We start from the raw sequence: 14,689 nt of genomic DNA, 5'->3' as shown, positions 1-14,689 counted from the left end.
ACGGCGCCCGGCGATCACATCCGGTGAGGGCAGGGGGATACCCTGACCGGCGTGGGTATTCCGGCGTGGATCTGGTTCGTCATCGCCGCCGTCGCCTTGGTGGCGGGGCTGGCGCTGCTCGCGGCCGACCGGGCGAAGGAGGGCTCGCGCAATCGCGAGCGAATGCGCTGGGCCGAGCTGCGCGGCTGGCAGTTCGTCGAGGAGGACGAACGGCTGCCGCGGCAGTGGTCCAACGGCGCGATCGGGTACTTCGGCGCGCAGATGGCGGTCAACGTCGTGGCCGGGTCCACCTTCACCTCCGACGGACGCCGTCCCGTCTTCATCTTCGACATCGAGACCGAGGGGCAGATCCCGGCGGTCGTGGTCGCGGTGCGCTGCAACCGCGTGCACGAGACGCCGCTGGAGATGTGGCTGTCCAGTGTGCCGTTCCAGCGCCAGGACATGCCCGAGATGCTCGGCCCGATCGGCCAGCGCTACGCCTTCGCGGACGATTCCGAGGGTGCCCGCAAGGTCATCACACAGGAACTCGTCGACGCGGCCGACTCGCTCGGCGGCGACGTCGGCGTGGCGTGGCTGGAGAACGAGTGGGTGCTCGCGAGCGTCGCCCCTAACGCCGGGCCGTCGCGGCTCGAGCGGCTGCTGCGCGACCTCGGCGAGATCGCCGACATCGTGGACCCGTTCGACGAGGAGTACGACAACGCCTCGGCCCCTGGCCGCCACTGGCAGGCCGATTCGCCTGAGGACGTCGAGCCACAGGGCTAGGACTGCTTGAGCTCCAGCGGGAGCGCGCCGGCGGTGAAGCCGGTGTGCGACGGCTGACCGAGCACGGTCAGATCGAGCGTCCCGGACTGCGTCACTCGCCCCGGATCGGTGCTGGGCAGGACCCCGCGCAGTGACGTCGTCGCGGTGCCGCGGACGGACGCGACCTCGCCGATGCCGAGATCGCCGCTGATCTTGTTCGAGCCGGATCCGGTGAGCCCGGCGCCGTGCTGTCCCAGGTCCGCGTCCTGTGCGGTGGTCACCAGCCCGGTCCCCGGACCGATCGTGCCGCCGAAGGCGTGCTCCTGGCCGTAGCCGATACCCGAACCGACGTCCATCGGCAGGACGCCGTTGAACCGGCCGACGCCGTGCTGTGCCGACGTCGCCCCGACAGCGGCGAGGTCGCCGAAGTCGACTCCGTGCCCGGAAGACCGGCCGGCCTCCAATGCGCCGCCGAGGTCGCCGGTGAACCCGCCGTCGAGCCGCAGTGCCCGGTCGAGTTCCCCGCCGGTGTGCTGCTCGGTCTCGTTGATCACCCCGACGCCTGGCAACGGGCGGACGGAGTGATAGGTCCCCTCGGACGCGCGGACGCCGCGGCTGTCCTCGGAGGCGAGGGTGGAGGTGCCGGTGCGCGGGTCGAGCGCCGCCTCGGTCAGTCGCGCGCCGGTCTTCTCGAGTTTGGTCTCGTGACCGGCGACGACGCTGCCGTAGCGATTGAGCTTCACCGTTTCCCGCTGGCCCTGCATGACGGCCTCGGTGCTTTTCGTCGCGGCGAGCGCGCCGACCTTGTCCGGGCGGGCCGTGACGCCGTCGCGGGTCTCGACGGTCTCGCTGACCGACCGGCGGAGGTCCGCGACGACCTTCGCGTCGCCCAGGTCCTTGCTGTAGACGTTCCGCTCGGTGCTGGTCAAGAAGCCGCGAAGGACGGATGTGTCCCCTTCGCTGCTGAAGCCGACACCGCGATCGAGGCTGCCTTCGCGCTGGTGGTCGAGGGGAAGCGGGATCGCCGGGTCCGTCTGGGCGGCGAGCGCGGTGGCCGGACCGGCGAACAACAACGCCAGCGGGGCCGCGCCGGCCGCGACTTTGGGCAGGTAGCTCGGCTTGCGCCTGCTGTGCTTCCCCATGGGGCGGGACGATACTTCCCGACTTTCGCCAATGCACGTCAAATCCCCACGGTGGGTGACCCTCACGCAGGACCTTTCCGGAACCCGACCGAGGAGTAGGTTCCCGTCATGACACAAACCGCCCTGATCACCGGCGCCACGGCGGGCATCGGCGCGCAGTTCGCGCGCAGGCTCGCCGGCGAGGCGTACGACCTCGTGCTCGTCGCCCGCGACGTCGACAGGCTGGAGAGCTTCGCCGCGGAACTGGTCGAGGCGCACGGCGTCGACGTCGTCGTCCTGCCTGCCGATCTGTCCGAGGTGGAAGGGCGTGGGCTGGTCGAAGCCCGCCTGGCGGAAGCGCCGGTGGATCTCCTGGTGAACAACGCGGGCTTCGGGCTCAACGGCGATTTCTGGACCATCCCGCCGGACGCGCTGCAGCGTCAGCTCGACGTCAACGTCACCGCGGTCCTGCGGCTGACCCGCGCCGCGCTGCCGGGGATGATCGAACGCGGCACGGGCGCGATCATCAACGTCAGCTCGGTCGCCGGTTTCTTCAGCGGCCGCGGCTCGACGTACACGGCCAGCAAGAACTGGGTCACGTCGTTCACCGAAGGCATCGCCGCCTCGCTGCCGAAGAACGTCCGCATGATGGCGCTCTGCCCCGGCTTCACCACCACGGAGTTCCACGAGCGGGCTGGCCTGGACAAACCCGGCCCGAAGGCGTTCTGGCTCGGCGTCGAGCAGGTCGTGGACGAGGCGCTCGCGGATCTGCGCCGCGGCAAGGTCGTCTCGGTGCCGAGCCTGCAGTACAAGGCGCTCGTCGCGGTCGGTGGCCTGCTGCCGCGCGCGGTGCTGCGCAAACTCGGCGGCGGTTTCGGCGGCAAGGGCCGCACCTGAGCGGCTGCGCCTACGCCGGGCCTTTGGCGCCGACTGTGTCGGCATGTCGCGAAAGCCACTTTCGGGACATCAGACGTCCCGAAAGTGGCTTTCGCGACACTCTGGAGGGCTAGGCGAGCACCGGCACTAGTCGTCGTCCGCGGTCTCGATCGACCGCACCCCGTCCGTCGCGGCGAGCACGGTGGGGGCGTCGGCATGGCCGGGTCCGCTGAGGTCGAGCGTCACCGTCACCTCACCGTCGCGGTCGCCGGTGATCCGCAGGGACGTGACCGACCAGCGACGGCTCGTGCAGAGCTCCAGCAGATCGCGCAGCACGCCTTTCCCGTCCGCGTAGCTCACTCGAAGCCTGGTGGTGCCCGTGCCACCGGGCAGGTGCTTGGTCAGCCAGGTGAAACCGAGGACCACCACGAAATGCAGCGCCGTCACCACGATGGCCAGCAGGAACAGTCCGGCGCCCGCCGCCATGCCGATGGCCGCGGTCTCCCAGACCGCGGCGGCCGTGGTGAGCCCCCGGATCGCGCCCTGCCGGGTGATGATCAGCCCGGCGCCGAGGAACCCGACCCCGGAGACGATCTGCGCGGCGATCCGGGACGGGTCGAGGACCACCTGCGCGGTCGCGAGGATGTCGCCGAAACCGTACTTACTGACCAAAAGGATCAACGCGGACGCCGTGCCCACGATGGTCTGGGTCCGCAATCCGGCGCTCTTGCCCCTGATCTGCCGTTCCAGCCCGATCGCCGCCGACAGCGCGAACGCCATCACCAGTTCACCGACCTGGAGCCAGCCCTGTCCGTTGGAGACCATCACCTCACGGTCTCATCCGATCCGGTGACGGGTAGGGCCCGCCCTACCAAGGAGAGGCACGCTCGCCCCAGGGTGTTTTCTCCCGGCGATTCCTAGGGTTTTCCCCATGAACAGTGGGCGGAACGGTGACGCGGTACGGCTCGACGGCGTCCGCAAGGAATACGGCAAGGGCGTCGTCGCCCTGGACGGGGTGACGCTGACCTTTCCGCGTGGCGGTTTCACCGCGGTGATGGGGCCCTCGGGCTCGGGCAAGAGCACCTTCCTGCACTGCGCGGCCGGGCTGGACCGGCCGACGTCGGGGTCCGTCGTGCTCGACGGGCAGGAGCTGGCCGGGATGAGCGAGACGAAGCTGACCAAGCTGCGCCGCGACCGGATCGGCTTCATCTTCCAGGCCTTCAACCTGCTCCCGGCGCTGACCGTCGAGCAGAACGTCACGCTCCCGCAGCAGCTCGCCGGCGCCAAGCCGGACCGCCGTGTCGTCGAGGAAATGCTGACCCGCGTCGGTCTCGGGGGCCGCCGCAAGCACCTGCCCGGCGAGCTTTCCGGCGGGCAGGCGCAGCGCGTCGCGATCGCGCGGGCGCTGGTCACCCGGCCCGCGGTGGTCTTCGCCGACGAGCCGACCGGCGCGCTCGACACCCGCACCGCCGCCGAGGTCCTCGCGCTGCTGCGCGAGTCGGTCCGCAGCACCGGCCAGACGGTGATCATGGTGACCCACGACCCGATGGCCGCCTCCTACGCCGACCGGGTCATCTTCCTCGCCGACGGCCGGATCGCGGACGAACTGCACGCGCCGACCGCCGACGTCGTCGCCGAGCGCATGACCCACCTGGGTGCCTGGGGCAGCCCGGCCAGGGCCGGTGCGTGATGCTGCGACTCGCCTTCCGGACCCTGCGCCTGCGCAAGGGCGGGTTCATCGGCACCTTCATCGCCGTCTTCTTCGGCGCGCTGATCGTCGCCTCCTGCGGTGGCCTGATGGAGACCGGGATCCGCAGCAACGCGGAATCGCAGCGCCTGGCCGCCGCCCCGATCGTCGTCACCGGCGGCCAGACCTTCGAAATGCCCAAGGAAGACCCGGCCACCCTCGACGGCGACGACAAACGCAAGTTCGAGGACGCGCGGCTTCCCGAGCGCGTCCGGCTCGACGACGGACTGGTCTCCCGCCTGAGGTCCGTCCCCGGCGTCTCGGACGTGGTCGGCGAAGTGAGCTTCCCGCTCGCGACGGGCGGGCGGCCCGCACTCGGCCACGCCTGGGATTCCGCCGCGCTGACCCCGTACGCACTGGTCACGGGTACCGCGCCCGCCGCGGGCGAGATCGTCGTCGAGTCCGCGTCGGGCTTGAAGCCCGGCGATGTCGTCGAGGTCGCCGCGCACGGCAAGACCGAATCGTTCCGCGTCGCCGGTGTGGCCGGTGCGCCGCGTTCGATCACGCAGGCCGCCGTGTTCTTCTCCGCCGCCGACGCCGCCCGGCTCTCCGGATACCCCGGCAAGGCCGACGCCATCGGTGTCTTCACCAAGCCGGGCGCCGACGTCGAAGCGGTGCAGGCGAAGGTCGCCGAGGTCGCGACCGGGGCGAACGTCCTGACCGGCATCGACCGCGGTGTCGCGGAGTTCCCCGAGGCCGACACGAGCGGGACCAACCTGATCGTCATCGCCGGAGTGGCGGGCGGGCTTTCGGTGATGGTCGCGATGTTCGTCGTCGCGAGCACGCTGAGCCTGTCCACCCAGCAGCGCTCCCGTGAACTCGCCTTGATGCGGGCGATCGGCACCACCCCGCGCCAGCTGCGGCGCATGGTGCTCGGCGAGGCGCTGGCCGTCGGCCTGCTCGCGACCGCGCTCGCCGCCGTGCTCGGCCCGTTCCTCGGCGAATGGCTCTTCGGGCAGCTCGTCGAAAACGGCGTCGCCCCCGCGGTCCTGCGGTTCTACCAGGGCTGGCTGCCCGCCGTCGTCGGCGCGGGCGCCGCGATGCTCGCGGTATTCATCGCCGCCTTCGTGGCGGGCCGCCGGGCCGGGAAGATCCGGCCGACCGAGGCGCTCGCCGAGGCAGCGGTCACCCGCCGCTGGCTGACTCCGACGCGGTTCGTGGTCGCGGCCCTCTGCTTCGGCGGCGGTACCGCGCTGGCCATCGTGACCGTCGCGGTGATGACCGGTCCGATCGCGGCCAGCACCGCCGGACCCGCGGTGATCCTCTGGGCGATCGGCGTCGCGATGATCACCCCCGGCGCCGCCAAGGTGATGGCCGCGATCCTCCAGTGGCCGATGCGCCTGCTCGGCGGCATCGACGGGCGCCTCGCCGTGCTCAACACCCGTGCCGGGATCGTCCGGGCGGCGGGCGCGGTCACCCCGATCATGCTCGCCGTCGGGATCGCGACCGCCAATATCTACTTGCAGACCACCCAGCAGGAGCTGGCGAACCAGGCCTTCACCGAGGACGTCCGCGCCGACGCGGTGATCGGTTCCGCGGCAGGCGGGCTGTCCCCGGACCTCGTCCAGCGGATCCAGGCCGTCCCCGGTGTCGCCGGAGCCTCCGAGTACGTCACCAGCAGCGTGTTCCTCGAAGCGCCGTACGACTCCTCCGACGACGGACGCCCGGCGATCGGCCTCACCGCCTCCGGCGCGAACGCGACGATCGACACCAAGGTGACCCAGGGCGACCTGAAGGCGCTGACCGGCAGGACCATCGCGCTCCCCGACGTCTACGCGAAGGACTACAACCGCGGCGTCGGTGACACGGTGAGCCTGCGGCTCGGTGACGGCACCCCGGTCGACGTCAAGGTCGTAGCGGTGACCAGCCAGCGCCGGGGGTTCGAGAGCCTGCTGCTCCCGGCCGATCTGCTGGCCCCGCACACCACCGCCGGACTCGCCCCGCAGATGCTGGTCCGCGCCGCGCCGGACGTCGATCCGGCGGCGTTCACCGAACGGCTTCGCGAGGCGACGGCCGGGCAGCCGGTGTCCGTCGGCGACCGGAGCGTGCTCATCGCGGCGCATGACAAGGACCAGGCCGTCGGCGCGTGGGTGAACTACCTGCTGGTCGGGATGATCATCGCCTACACGGTGATCGCGGTGGCCAACACGCTGGTGATGGCGACCGTGCGGCGGCGCCGCGAATTCGGCCTCCAGCGGCTCACCGGTTCGACCAGGGCACAGGTGCTGCGGATGGCCGGTTTCGAAGGCGGCCTCGTCGCACTGATCGGGATCGTGCTCGGCACCGTCGTCGCGGCGGGCTCGATCGTCCCGTTCTGCCTGGTGGCGGCCGATTCCCTGCTGCCGATGGGTTCGCCGCTGATCTACCTGTCGATCATCGGGCTCGCCGCGGCGCTCGCGCTGGTGGCGACCCTGGTCCCGGCCTGGGCGGCGACCCGCGGCCCGGCCGTCGACGCGGCGACGTCCGGCAATGACTAGAGCTACCGTCGACGGACCCGGCGGGCCGTGTGTAAGACTCTCGGCCGTGGCGTACCCCGGTTTGGATCAAGCGGCGAAACTCGAACTGGCGAGACTGGTCGGCGAGCTCGCCGTCGTACACGGCAAGGTGACGTTGTCTTCCGGCAAGGAAGCCGACTACTACATCGACCTCCGGCGGGCGACGCTGCATCACGCGGCCGCGCCGCTCATCGGGAAGCTGCTTCGCCAGCTCACCCACGACTGGAGCTACGTCGCCGCCGGTGGCCTGACCCTCGGCGCGGACCCGGTGGCCCTGGCCATGCTGCACTCCGCGGCGACCGACGGTGTCGTGCTTGACGCGTTCGTGGTCCGCAAGGGGGCCAAGGCGCACGGCATGCAGCGCCGGATCGAAGGTGTCGAGGTGCTCGGGCAGCGCGTGCTGGCCGTCGAGGACACCTCGACCACCGGCGGCAGCGTGCTCACCGCCGTCGAGGCGCTTCGCGAGGCCGGAGCGAACGTGGTCGGTGTCGCGACCGTCGTCGACAGGGACACCGGAGCGCGCGAGGCCATCGAGAAGGAAGGCCTCGAATACCGTTACATCCTGAACAAGGACGATCTCGGTCTGTCCTGATTACAACGTCCCGAAGGGGGCATCCTCCGTGTGCGAACGGAGGATGCCCCCTTTTTTCGTGAGCGTTTCTCAAGACGAAAGGGGTAACGTCGCTGGTAGGGGTGTGAGAGGGGGCTTGAGGTGGCAGGTTTCCTGGCGAACGTGACGGTCGCGGTGCATATTTTCGCGCTGCTGTTCATCGGATTCGGTGGTTTTCTCGCCTGGCGGTGGCCGAAGGTGATCTTCGTGCATGTGTTCTTCGCCGCATGGGGGGTTCTCGTCAACGTCTTCCCGTGGCCGTGCCCGCTGACGGCCGCCGAGAACTACTTCCGGCACCTGCAGGGCCTCGGCGACCTGCCCGGCGGCTTCAACGCCTACTACCTCTACGACACGGTGTTCTCACGCTCGTCGCTGCCGTTCGTCGTCGTGATCGCGATGGCGACGGTGATCATCTCCTACGTCGGCGCGTACCAGCGGTGGCGCCACCGCCACCAGGACGGGGACGCACCGGCGCACCGCGTCAGCATGGGCTGAGTGACAATCACCCGGTGACTGAGGAAGAGGCCGGCCCCACCGAATGGGTGGCACGGGAAGAGGTCGGCGTCGGTCCGTGGGAGGGCGAGTGGCCCGCGGACGAGCGCTACGACCCGGAACTCCTGGCCAATGGCGACCGCCGCAACGTCGTCGACCCGTACCGCTACTGGCGGCGCGAGGCCATCGTGTCCGATGTGGACGGCCGTCGGCACCCGTTCCACGTGGCGATCGAGAACTTCCAGCACGACCACAACATCGGCACCGTGGTCCGGACGGCGAACGCGTTCGCCGCGGCCGCCGTGCACATCGTCGGACGGCGGCGCTGGAACCGGCGCGGCGCCATGGTGACCGACCGCTACCAGCACCTTCTCCACCACGAGGACGTCAACGGCCTGCTGACCTTCGCCGCCACGGAAGGCCTCGCCGTGGTCGCCGTCGACAACACTCCTGGCTCGCAGCCCGTCGAGACCGCCGAGCTGCCGCGCGAGTGTGTCCTGCTGTTCGGCCAGGAAGGGCCGGGTCTGTCGGCCGAGGCGCAGAAGACCGCGTCGCTGGTGGTTTCGATCGCGCAGTTCGGCACGACCCGCTCGATCAACGCCGGTGTCGCCGCCGGGATCGTCATGCACGCCTGGGTCCGGCAGCACGCCGACCTCGCCACGGCCTGGTAGCTACACCGGGGCGACCTCGACCGGGATCCCGTTCAGCACGGCGTTCCCGGACGGGACGTCGAGCAGCGTCTCGTCGGCGACCAGGTTCGAGTTGACCCCGGCATGCGCCGTGGCGACCTTCGTGCGGGTGCCGTCGAGGTCGTGCCCCCAGCCGTGCGGCATGCTCACCACGCCGGGCCGGACGTCGGCCGTGACCTCCACCGGGGCTTCCAGCTTCCCGGCCCGCGACGTCACCGCCGCGAGCCCGCCGTCGGTCAGCCCGAGCCGGGACGCGTCGTCCGGGTGGACCTGGACGGTGCACCGGTTCCCGCCGCGCACCAGCGGCGTCAGGTTGTGCATCCACGAGTTGTTCGAGCTCAGATGCCGTCGCCCGATCAGCAGCAGGCCGCCGTCGGGCGCCTTGTCCAGTTCCGCGCGCAGCCGGGGGACGTCCTTCGTGATCGCGTCCGGGGCCAGTTCGACCTTGCCGCTCGCGGTGGTGAGCACCTCCGGCAGTCGTGGCTTCAGCGCGCCGAGGTCGATGCCGTGCGGGGCGGCTTCGAGGTCGGCCAGTTTCAGCCCGTACGGTCCGCCGCGCAGCATCAGGTCGATCATCCGCGCCGGTCCCGTGCGGCCTTCGGCGAGCGACAGGTCGACGCCGGTGCGCCGCGCCGTCTCGCCCGCGACCATCGTGTCGAAGGCGGCGACGTCGACGTCCGGGCCCTGGCCTGCGGCGATCCCGGCCAGCCGCAGCAGGGTGACCCACTCCTGAGGCAGGTCCGTCTCGAGCGTCTGCGGCGTCCAGTTCGCGACGTTGCGCACGGCGAGCGCGTACAACGCGACGTCGTAATGCGGCCGCTCCAGCGGTGACGGTCCGGGCAGGATGACGTCGGCGTGCCGGGTGGTCTCGTTGAGGTACACGTCGAGGGAGACCATGAAGTCCAGCTGCCGCAACGCTTCCGTGAGCCGCGCGGAGTTGGGCGTGCTCAGCGCCGGGTTGCCGCTGATGGTCACCAGCGCCCGGACCTGGCCTTCGCCGGGCGTCTCGATCTCGTCCGCGAGCGTGGCGACCGGCAGCTCGCCGAGCACCTCGGGATACCCGCGCACCCGGCTCGTCCAGCGGCCGCTGGTGAACGGCGAAGACCGCCTCGGCCGCCAGAGAGCGGGCAGCGGGAACATCACGCCGCCCTCGCGATCGAGGTTGCCGGTGAGCGTGTTGACGACGTCGACCAGCCAGCTCGCGATGGTCCCGTACGACTGCGTCGTGGTTCCCATCCGGCCGTAGACCGCGGCCTGTTCGGCGTCCGCGAGTTCGAGCGCGATACGGCGGATCTCGGCGGCGTCGATCCCGGTCGCGGGCGCGACCGCCTCCGGGGTGAACGGCTCCGCCAGCGCGCGGACCTCGTCGACACCGTTGACGTGCTCGCCGGGGCGGACCCGGTTCTCCGCGAACAGGACGTTGACCAGCGCGAACAGGAACAACGCGTCGGTACCGGGCCGGATCGCGTGGTGCTCGTCGGCGAGCTGCGCGGTCCGGGTGCGGCGCGGATCGAGGACGACGATCTTGCCGCCCCGCTTCTGGATTCCGCGCAGCCTGCCGCGGGTGTCGGCCGCGGTCATCAGGCTTCCGTTGGACACCACCGGGTTCGCGCCCAGGATCAGCAGGTGCCCGGTGCGGTCGAGGTCGGCGACCGGAACGGTCTGCGGGTCGCCGAAGAGGTAGCCGGAGGAGAAGTGCTTCGGCATCTGGTCGACGGTCGTCGCGGTGTAGAAGTTCTTGGTGCCCAAGGCTTTGAAGAACACGCGGCTGTAGAGGATCAGTGCCGCGTTGTGCACCGTCGGATTGCCGGAGTAGACGCCGACGGCGTCCTTGCCGTACTCGTCGATGACGGTCCGCAGGCGCCGGTCGATCTCGGCGAAGGCCTCGTCCCAGGTGACCTCGACGAACTCGCCGTCGCGTTTGACCAGCGGCGCGGTGAGCCTGTCCGGGTCATGGTGCAGCGCGCCGAGCGAAGCGCCCTTCGGGCAGATGTACCCCTGCGAGAAGACGTCTTCGCGGTCGCCCTGTACTCGGGTGACCAGACTCTTCTCGTCGATCGTCACCTCCAGTCCGCAGGTGGCTTCGCAGAGCGGGCAGGTCACGTGCGCCGTGGTCATGAAGCACCTCGCGGGATCGGGGATCGTCTCAACATACTGAGCGGTATGTCAGCAGGCAAGGGATGATGGCGCGATGACCGCACTCGCCGACCGGGCCGCGGCCGCCGAACGCGCGGTCCGGGACCGGCATCTGCGCGGCGTGTGGGGGCTGCCGGGGACCGTGCTCGGCCGCAGCGGCTGGCCGCCCTCGGCGAGTCAGCGCGTCCACTGGCATTGGAACTACTGGTGGCAGGCGCATCTGCTGGACACCCTCGTCGACGCGCAGCTGCGGGATCCCTCACCGGAACGACTGAAGCTGATCGACCGGTTCGTGGCGACTCTGCGGCTGCGCAACTTCGGCAAGTGGATCAACGACTACTACGACGACATCGCCTGGCTCGGCCTCGCGCTGCAGCGGGTGGGGCACCTCGGGCTGGACGTCCGCGGCGGGCTGGAAGCGATCAGTTCGCGGCTGCGCGAAGGCTGGACCGACGACGCGGGCGGCGGGATCTGGTGGCGTGTCGGCGACGACTTCAAGAACGCGCCCGCGAACGGCCCGGCGGCGATTTTCCACGCGCGCGAAGGGGCCGCGGAGCATGCCGCGGGCCTGACGCAGTGGATGACCGAGCGGCTCGTCGACCCGGAGTCCTGGCTGGTGTGGGACGGCCTGCGCGTCGGGTCCGGCGAGCTGGTCAAGCATATTTTCACGTACTGCCAAGGGGTTTATCTCGGCGCCTGCCTCGAACTGTCCGAAATGGACAGGGTGGAGCACGTGATCCACGCGGTCGCGGAGCATGTCGCGCCGAACGGCGTGATCCGGGGGCAGGGTGGCGGCGACGGCGGTCTGTTCGCCGGGATCCTGGCGCGGTACCTGGCCCTCGCGGCGCCGCTGCTGCCGAGCGGGGTGGCGCGCGACCTGGTCCTGCATTCGGCCGAAGCGTGCTGGACGGGGGCCGCCGAGACGCCGCACGGGCCGCTCTTCAGTGCCGACTGGGCGACTCCGGCGCCTTCGCTGCCTCTCGCCCCCGACGCTCCCGAACGCGACCTTTCGGTTCAGGTGAGCGCGTGGATGCTCCTCGAAGCCGCCGCCACCCTCGACCACCCCCAACGCAACTAGGTGGCCAGGCCGAAGGCGGAACTCGCGTGATCAGACACGGATCTCGCGTGCTTGAAGGCGGGACTCACTTACTGAATGCGGGTCACCAGACGTCGCCGGATCGCCAGTCGCAGGTGATCTCCCCGTCCAGATCCAGGGTGACCCCCACCGGCAGGACATGGATCGACCCGTCGTCCTCCTTCGTCGCCTCCACGCCCGAAGGCGTCATGACCGACGAAGTGCCACGCCACAGCAGCCAGCCGCGCGACGCGTAGAACTCCAGAGCCTCTTCGGACGCCGAGAGCGCCCCGAGGTCGTACGCCTTCCTCAGGACCCGCTCCAGCGCGTCCATCATCGCGGCGCCGTGCCCGCGCCGCCGGTGATCCGACCGGACGGCGACAGCCTCGACATAACCCGTCCGGAGGGCCCGCCCGTTGTGCACGAGCCGTCGCTGGACCAGTGAAGCGTGCCCGATCAGCTCGCCGCTCTCCCACACCAGCGTGTGCATGCCGCCGAGGGCGTTCTCCCAGTCATCGTCGCTGAAATCGCCGTCGAAAGCGTCGTCCAGCAGAGCGCGTGCCGCGGTGAGCACGCCTGCTTCGAGGTCGGCGGTGTGCACGGTCCACAGGTCGGTCATTCCGCCATCTTCACCCGGCGGCGGCGTTCTGACCAGCGGGTTGTGACTCAGCAGCCGCACGACCGACGGTGTATGAAGCGCGGTGCGAGCCGTACGGATTCGGGTCGTCGCTCAGGGTCGGTGATCCGGGCCAGCAGGAGTTCGACGGCCTTGCGCCCGATCTCCTCGATCGGCTGCGCCATCGTGGTCACCGCCGGGGTCACCTGTCCGGCCCACTCCATGTCGCCGTAGCCGACGATCGCGAGATCACGTCCGATCCGGATGCCGAGCCGGTGCGCCTCGTACTGGACGCCGATCATCATCGCCTCGCTCGCCACCACGAGCGCTGTCGGCGACGGCCAGCTGTCGAGCAGTTTCGCGGTCGCGGCGGCCGCCCCGCCGGGGGTCGACTGACCGCACGCGACCAGCTGCGACGTCCACCGGATACCGGAGCGGCCGAGGCCGAGCCGATATCCCAGCGCCCGTTCCTCGTAGGTCGCCATGTCCTCTTCGCCCGAGATGAAGCCGATCTTGCGGTGCCGCAGCCCGGCGAGGTGCCGCACGAGAGCGCACACGGCCTGGATGTTCTCGGAGCCGACCTGGTCGACGTCGTTGCGTCCGGCCATCCGGTCGACGAGCACGGTCGGCACGCCCATCCGGACCAGCCCGTTGATCACCGCTTCGTCGCCGGCCGCCGGGACGAGCAGGACACCGTCGACGCGGTCCGCCCGCAGCGCGCGGATGACCGCGGCTTCTTCGGAGACGCTGTCGCCGGTGTCGGCGAGGGTGATTTCGCAGCCGTGACGGCGCGCGGCCCGGCGGATGGCGCGGATGAGCTCACCCGAATACGGGTTCGCGTGCATCGCCATGGCCACCCCGAACCGGTGGGTGACAGGGGTGTCCTCCCACAGGGGTAACGCCGGGGACAATGCGGTCATCGCTCCACGCCTTCATCCGAGCTTGAATGAAGGTAACGGCTGACGGAGCGTCGCCCGGCGGCGAGACCGGAAAGTCTCCCAACAATCATCAATGTGAGTGAACGAGAGCGCATCCGCAGGACGCCCGATGCCGGAGAGTAGGCGGAATCCGCATCGTCTGGGCCTTGCGGGCGGGATCGTTGATCCGGGCGAGCAGCAGACGCACCGCCTGTGTACCGATCTCCTCGATCGGCTGCGCCATCGTGGTCAGCGGAGGATCCACGAGATCGGCCCATTCGACGTCGTCGTAGACCACCACCGGCAGGTCGATCCCGGCGCGCAGGCCGCGTTTCCGCAGTTCGTGCAGGACACCGACCATCATGGTGTCGTTGGCGACCACCAGCGCCGTCGGCGGTGACGGCAGCGCGAGCAGCGTGCTGAGTGCGAGGGCCCCGCCTGCCTGTGAGGACTGCCCGCACGCGACCAGGTCCTCTGACCAGGTCAGACCCGAGCGGCCGAGGCCGAGCCGGTAGCCGAGGATCCGCTCTTCGCTGGTGCTCAGTCCGGCGGTCCCGCTGATCATGCCGATCCGCTGATGCCCGAGCGACGCCAGATGCGCCGTCAGCGCGGACGTCGACTGGATGTTCTCCGCGCCGACCTGGTCGACGTCGGTGCGCGTGGAGAGCCTGTCGATGAGCACGGTCGGGACGTCGAGCGAGATGAGCTCCCCGATCACCGAACCGTCGCCCGGCGACGGCGTGATCAGCAGTCCGTCGACCCGGCGGGAACGCAGCGTCCGCACGGTCTCACGTTCGGTGTCGACGGCGTCGTGCGTGTCCGCCAGCAAGACCGTGTACCCGGCCAGCGCGGCTTCGCGTTCGATCGCCTGGATCAGCACGGCGAAGTACGGGTTCGCGATCAGGGAGATCGCGACGCCGATCGACCGCGTCCCGCCGGTGACCAGCGAACGGGCGATGGCGTCGCCGGTGTAGCCGGTCTGTTCGATCGCCCGGAGGACCGCCAGTTTGGTGTCCTCGGCCACCGCCCTCGTCCCGTTGACCACGTGTGAGACCGTGGTGATCGAGACTCCCGCCAGCTCGGCGATGTCGCGTTGGGTGGGGCGGGACGAGCGAGACGGCGGCATCAACGTTCCTCGGTGCAGGCAGCTGGCAAGCGTTTGCGCAAACGCTTG

General features: G+C 70.2%; 14 protein-coding genes. 8 read left to right on the top strand and 6 right to left on the bottom strand.

Going from position 1 to position 14,689, the window contains the following annotated elements; genetic code table 11:
- The first annotated feature begins 51 nt into the window (after positions 1-51).
- Positions 52-762, top strand: a complete 711-nt coding sequence (locus tag AMYAL_RS0116490) for a type III secretion system chaperone family protein (RefSeq protein WP_020632407.1) — start codon at positions 52-54, stop codon at positions 760-762.
- On the opposite strand, the gene AMYAL_RS0116485 is transcribed toward AMYAL_RS0116490, so the two are convergent.
- Positions 759-1,883, bottom strand: coding sequence for a hypothetical protein (locus AMYAL_RS0116485; RefSeq protein WP_020632406.1), 1,125 nt, complete (start codon positions 1,881-1,883; stop codon positions 759-761). The genes AMYAL_RS0116490 and AMYAL_RS0116485 overlap by 4 nt on opposite strands.
- Before the next feature lie 108 nt (positions 1,884-1,991).
- Here AMYAL_RS0116485 and AMYAL_RS0116480 point away from each other — a divergent pair, with 108 nt between their 5' ends.
- Complete coding sequence (locus AMYAL_RS0116480) at positions 1,992-2,759, top strand: SDR family NAD(P)-dependent oxidoreductase (protein WP_020632405.1); 768 nt, start codon at positions 1,992-1,994, stop codon at positions 2,757-2,759.
- A 126-nt stretch (positions 2,760-2,885) separates the two neighbouring features.
- On the opposite strand, the gene AMYAL_RS0116475 is transcribed toward AMYAL_RS0116480, so the two are convergent.
- Entirely contained in the window at positions 2,886-3,566 is a 681-nt protein-coding gene (locus AMYAL_RS0116475; RefSeq protein WP_026467144.1) for an MgtC/SapB family protein, read from the bottom strand.
- Between the two features lie 103 nt (positions 3,567-3,669).
- Between AMYAL_RS0116475 and AMYAL_RS0116470 the strand changes: the two genes are divergently transcribed.
- The 5 genes from AMYAL_RS0116470 to AMYAL_RS0116450 all read left to right on the top strand — a co-directional run bounded on the left by AMYAL_RS0116470 (position 3,670) and on the right by AMYAL_RS0116450 (position 8,753).
- The gene (locus tag AMYAL_RS0116470) at positions 3,670-4,428 is read left to right on the top strand and encodes an ABC transporter ATP-binding protein (RefSeq protein ID WP_020632403.1); all 759 of its coding nucleotides are present in this window, start codon (positions 3,670-3,672) and stop codon (positions 4,426-4,428) included.
- Positions 4,428-6,962: an FtsX-like permease family protein gene (locus tag AMYAL_RS0116465; protein WP_020632402.1), complete on the top strand. Its 2,535-nt coding sequence runs from the start codon at positions 4,428-4,430 to the stop codon at positions 6,960-6,962. Before AMYAL_RS0116470 ends, AMYAL_RS0116465 begins: the two co-directional genes overlap by 1 nt.
- A gap of 46 nt (positions 6,963-7,008) precedes the next feature.
- Entirely contained in the window at positions 7,009-7,572 is a 564-nt protein-coding gene (gene pyrE, locus AMYAL_RS0116460) for an orotate phosphoribosyltransferase (RefSeq protein ID WP_020632401.1), read from the top strand.
- Between the two features lie 120 nt (positions 7,573-7,692).
- Positions 7,693-8,085, top strand: a complete 393-nt coding sequence (locus tag AMYAL_RS0116455) for a DUF2784 domain-containing protein (RefSeq protein ID WP_020632400.1) — start codon at positions 7,693-7,695, stop codon at positions 8,083-8,085.
- Between the two features lie 14 nt (positions 8,086-8,099).
- The gene (locus tag AMYAL_RS0116450) at positions 8,100-8,753 is read left to right on the top strand and encodes a TrmH family RNA methyltransferase (RefSeq protein WP_020632399.1); all 654 of its coding nucleotides are present in this window, start codon (positions 8,100-8,102) and stop codon (positions 8,751-8,753) included.
- Here the strand turns inward: AMYAL_RS0116450 and AMYAL_RS0116445 are convergent, their stop codons facing one another.
- Positions 8,754-10,889 (bottom strand): molybdopterin oxidoreductase family protein, encoded by a 2,136-nt coding sequence (locus AMYAL_RS0116445; RefSeq protein WP_020632398.1) that lies wholly within the window; start codon positions 10,887-10,889, stop codon positions 8,754-8,756.
- A gap of 73 nt (positions 10,890-10,962) precedes the next feature.
- Here AMYAL_RS0116445 and AMYAL_RS0116440 point away from each other — a divergent pair, with 73 nt between their 5' ends.
- Positions 10,963-11,985, top strand: a complete 1,023-nt coding sequence (locus AMYAL_RS0116440; protein ID WP_020632397.1) for a glycoside hydrolase family 76 protein — start codon at positions 10,963-10,965, stop codon at positions 11,983-11,985.
- An 82-nt stretch (positions 11,986-12,067) separates the two neighbouring features.
- Here AMYAL_RS0116440 and AMYAL_RS0116435 read toward each other — a convergent pair whose 3' ends face one another.
- The 3 genes from AMYAL_RS0116435 to AMYAL_RS0116425 all read right to left on the bottom strand — a co-directional run bounded on the left by AMYAL_RS0116435 (position 12,068) and on the right by AMYAL_RS0116425 (position 14,641).
- A complete protein-coding gene (locus AMYAL_RS0116435; RefSeq protein ID WP_020632396.1) occupies positions 12,068-12,601 on the bottom strand; it encodes a GNAT family N-acetyltransferase in 534 nt (177 codons plus the stop codon).
- A gap of 47 nt (positions 12,602-12,648) precedes the next feature.
- Complete coding sequence (locus AMYAL_RS0116430) at positions 12,649-13,518, bottom strand: LacI family DNA-binding transcriptional regulator (RefSeq protein WP_026467143.1); 870 nt, start codon at positions 13,516-13,518, stop codon at positions 12,649-12,651.
- An 88-nt stretch (positions 13,519-13,606) separates the two neighbouring features.
- Positions 13,607-14,641 (bottom strand): LacI family DNA-binding transcriptional regulator, encoded by a 1,035-nt coding sequence (locus AMYAL_RS0116425; protein ID WP_020632394.1) that lies wholly within the window; start codon positions 14,639-14,641, stop codon positions 13,607-13,609.
- Positions 14,642-14,689: the final 48 nt, after the last annotated feature.

This window comes from Amycolatopsis alba DSM 44262 (genome assembly GCF_000384215.1).
In the GTDB taxonomy this organism is placed as follows: Bacteria; Actinomycetota; Actinomycetes; order Mycobacteriales; family Pseudonocardiaceae; genus Amycolatopsis; species Amycolatopsis alba.
The sequence above is the reverse complement of the archived record's forward strand: the minus strand, read 5'-3'. Positions and strand labels throughout refer to the sequence as shown.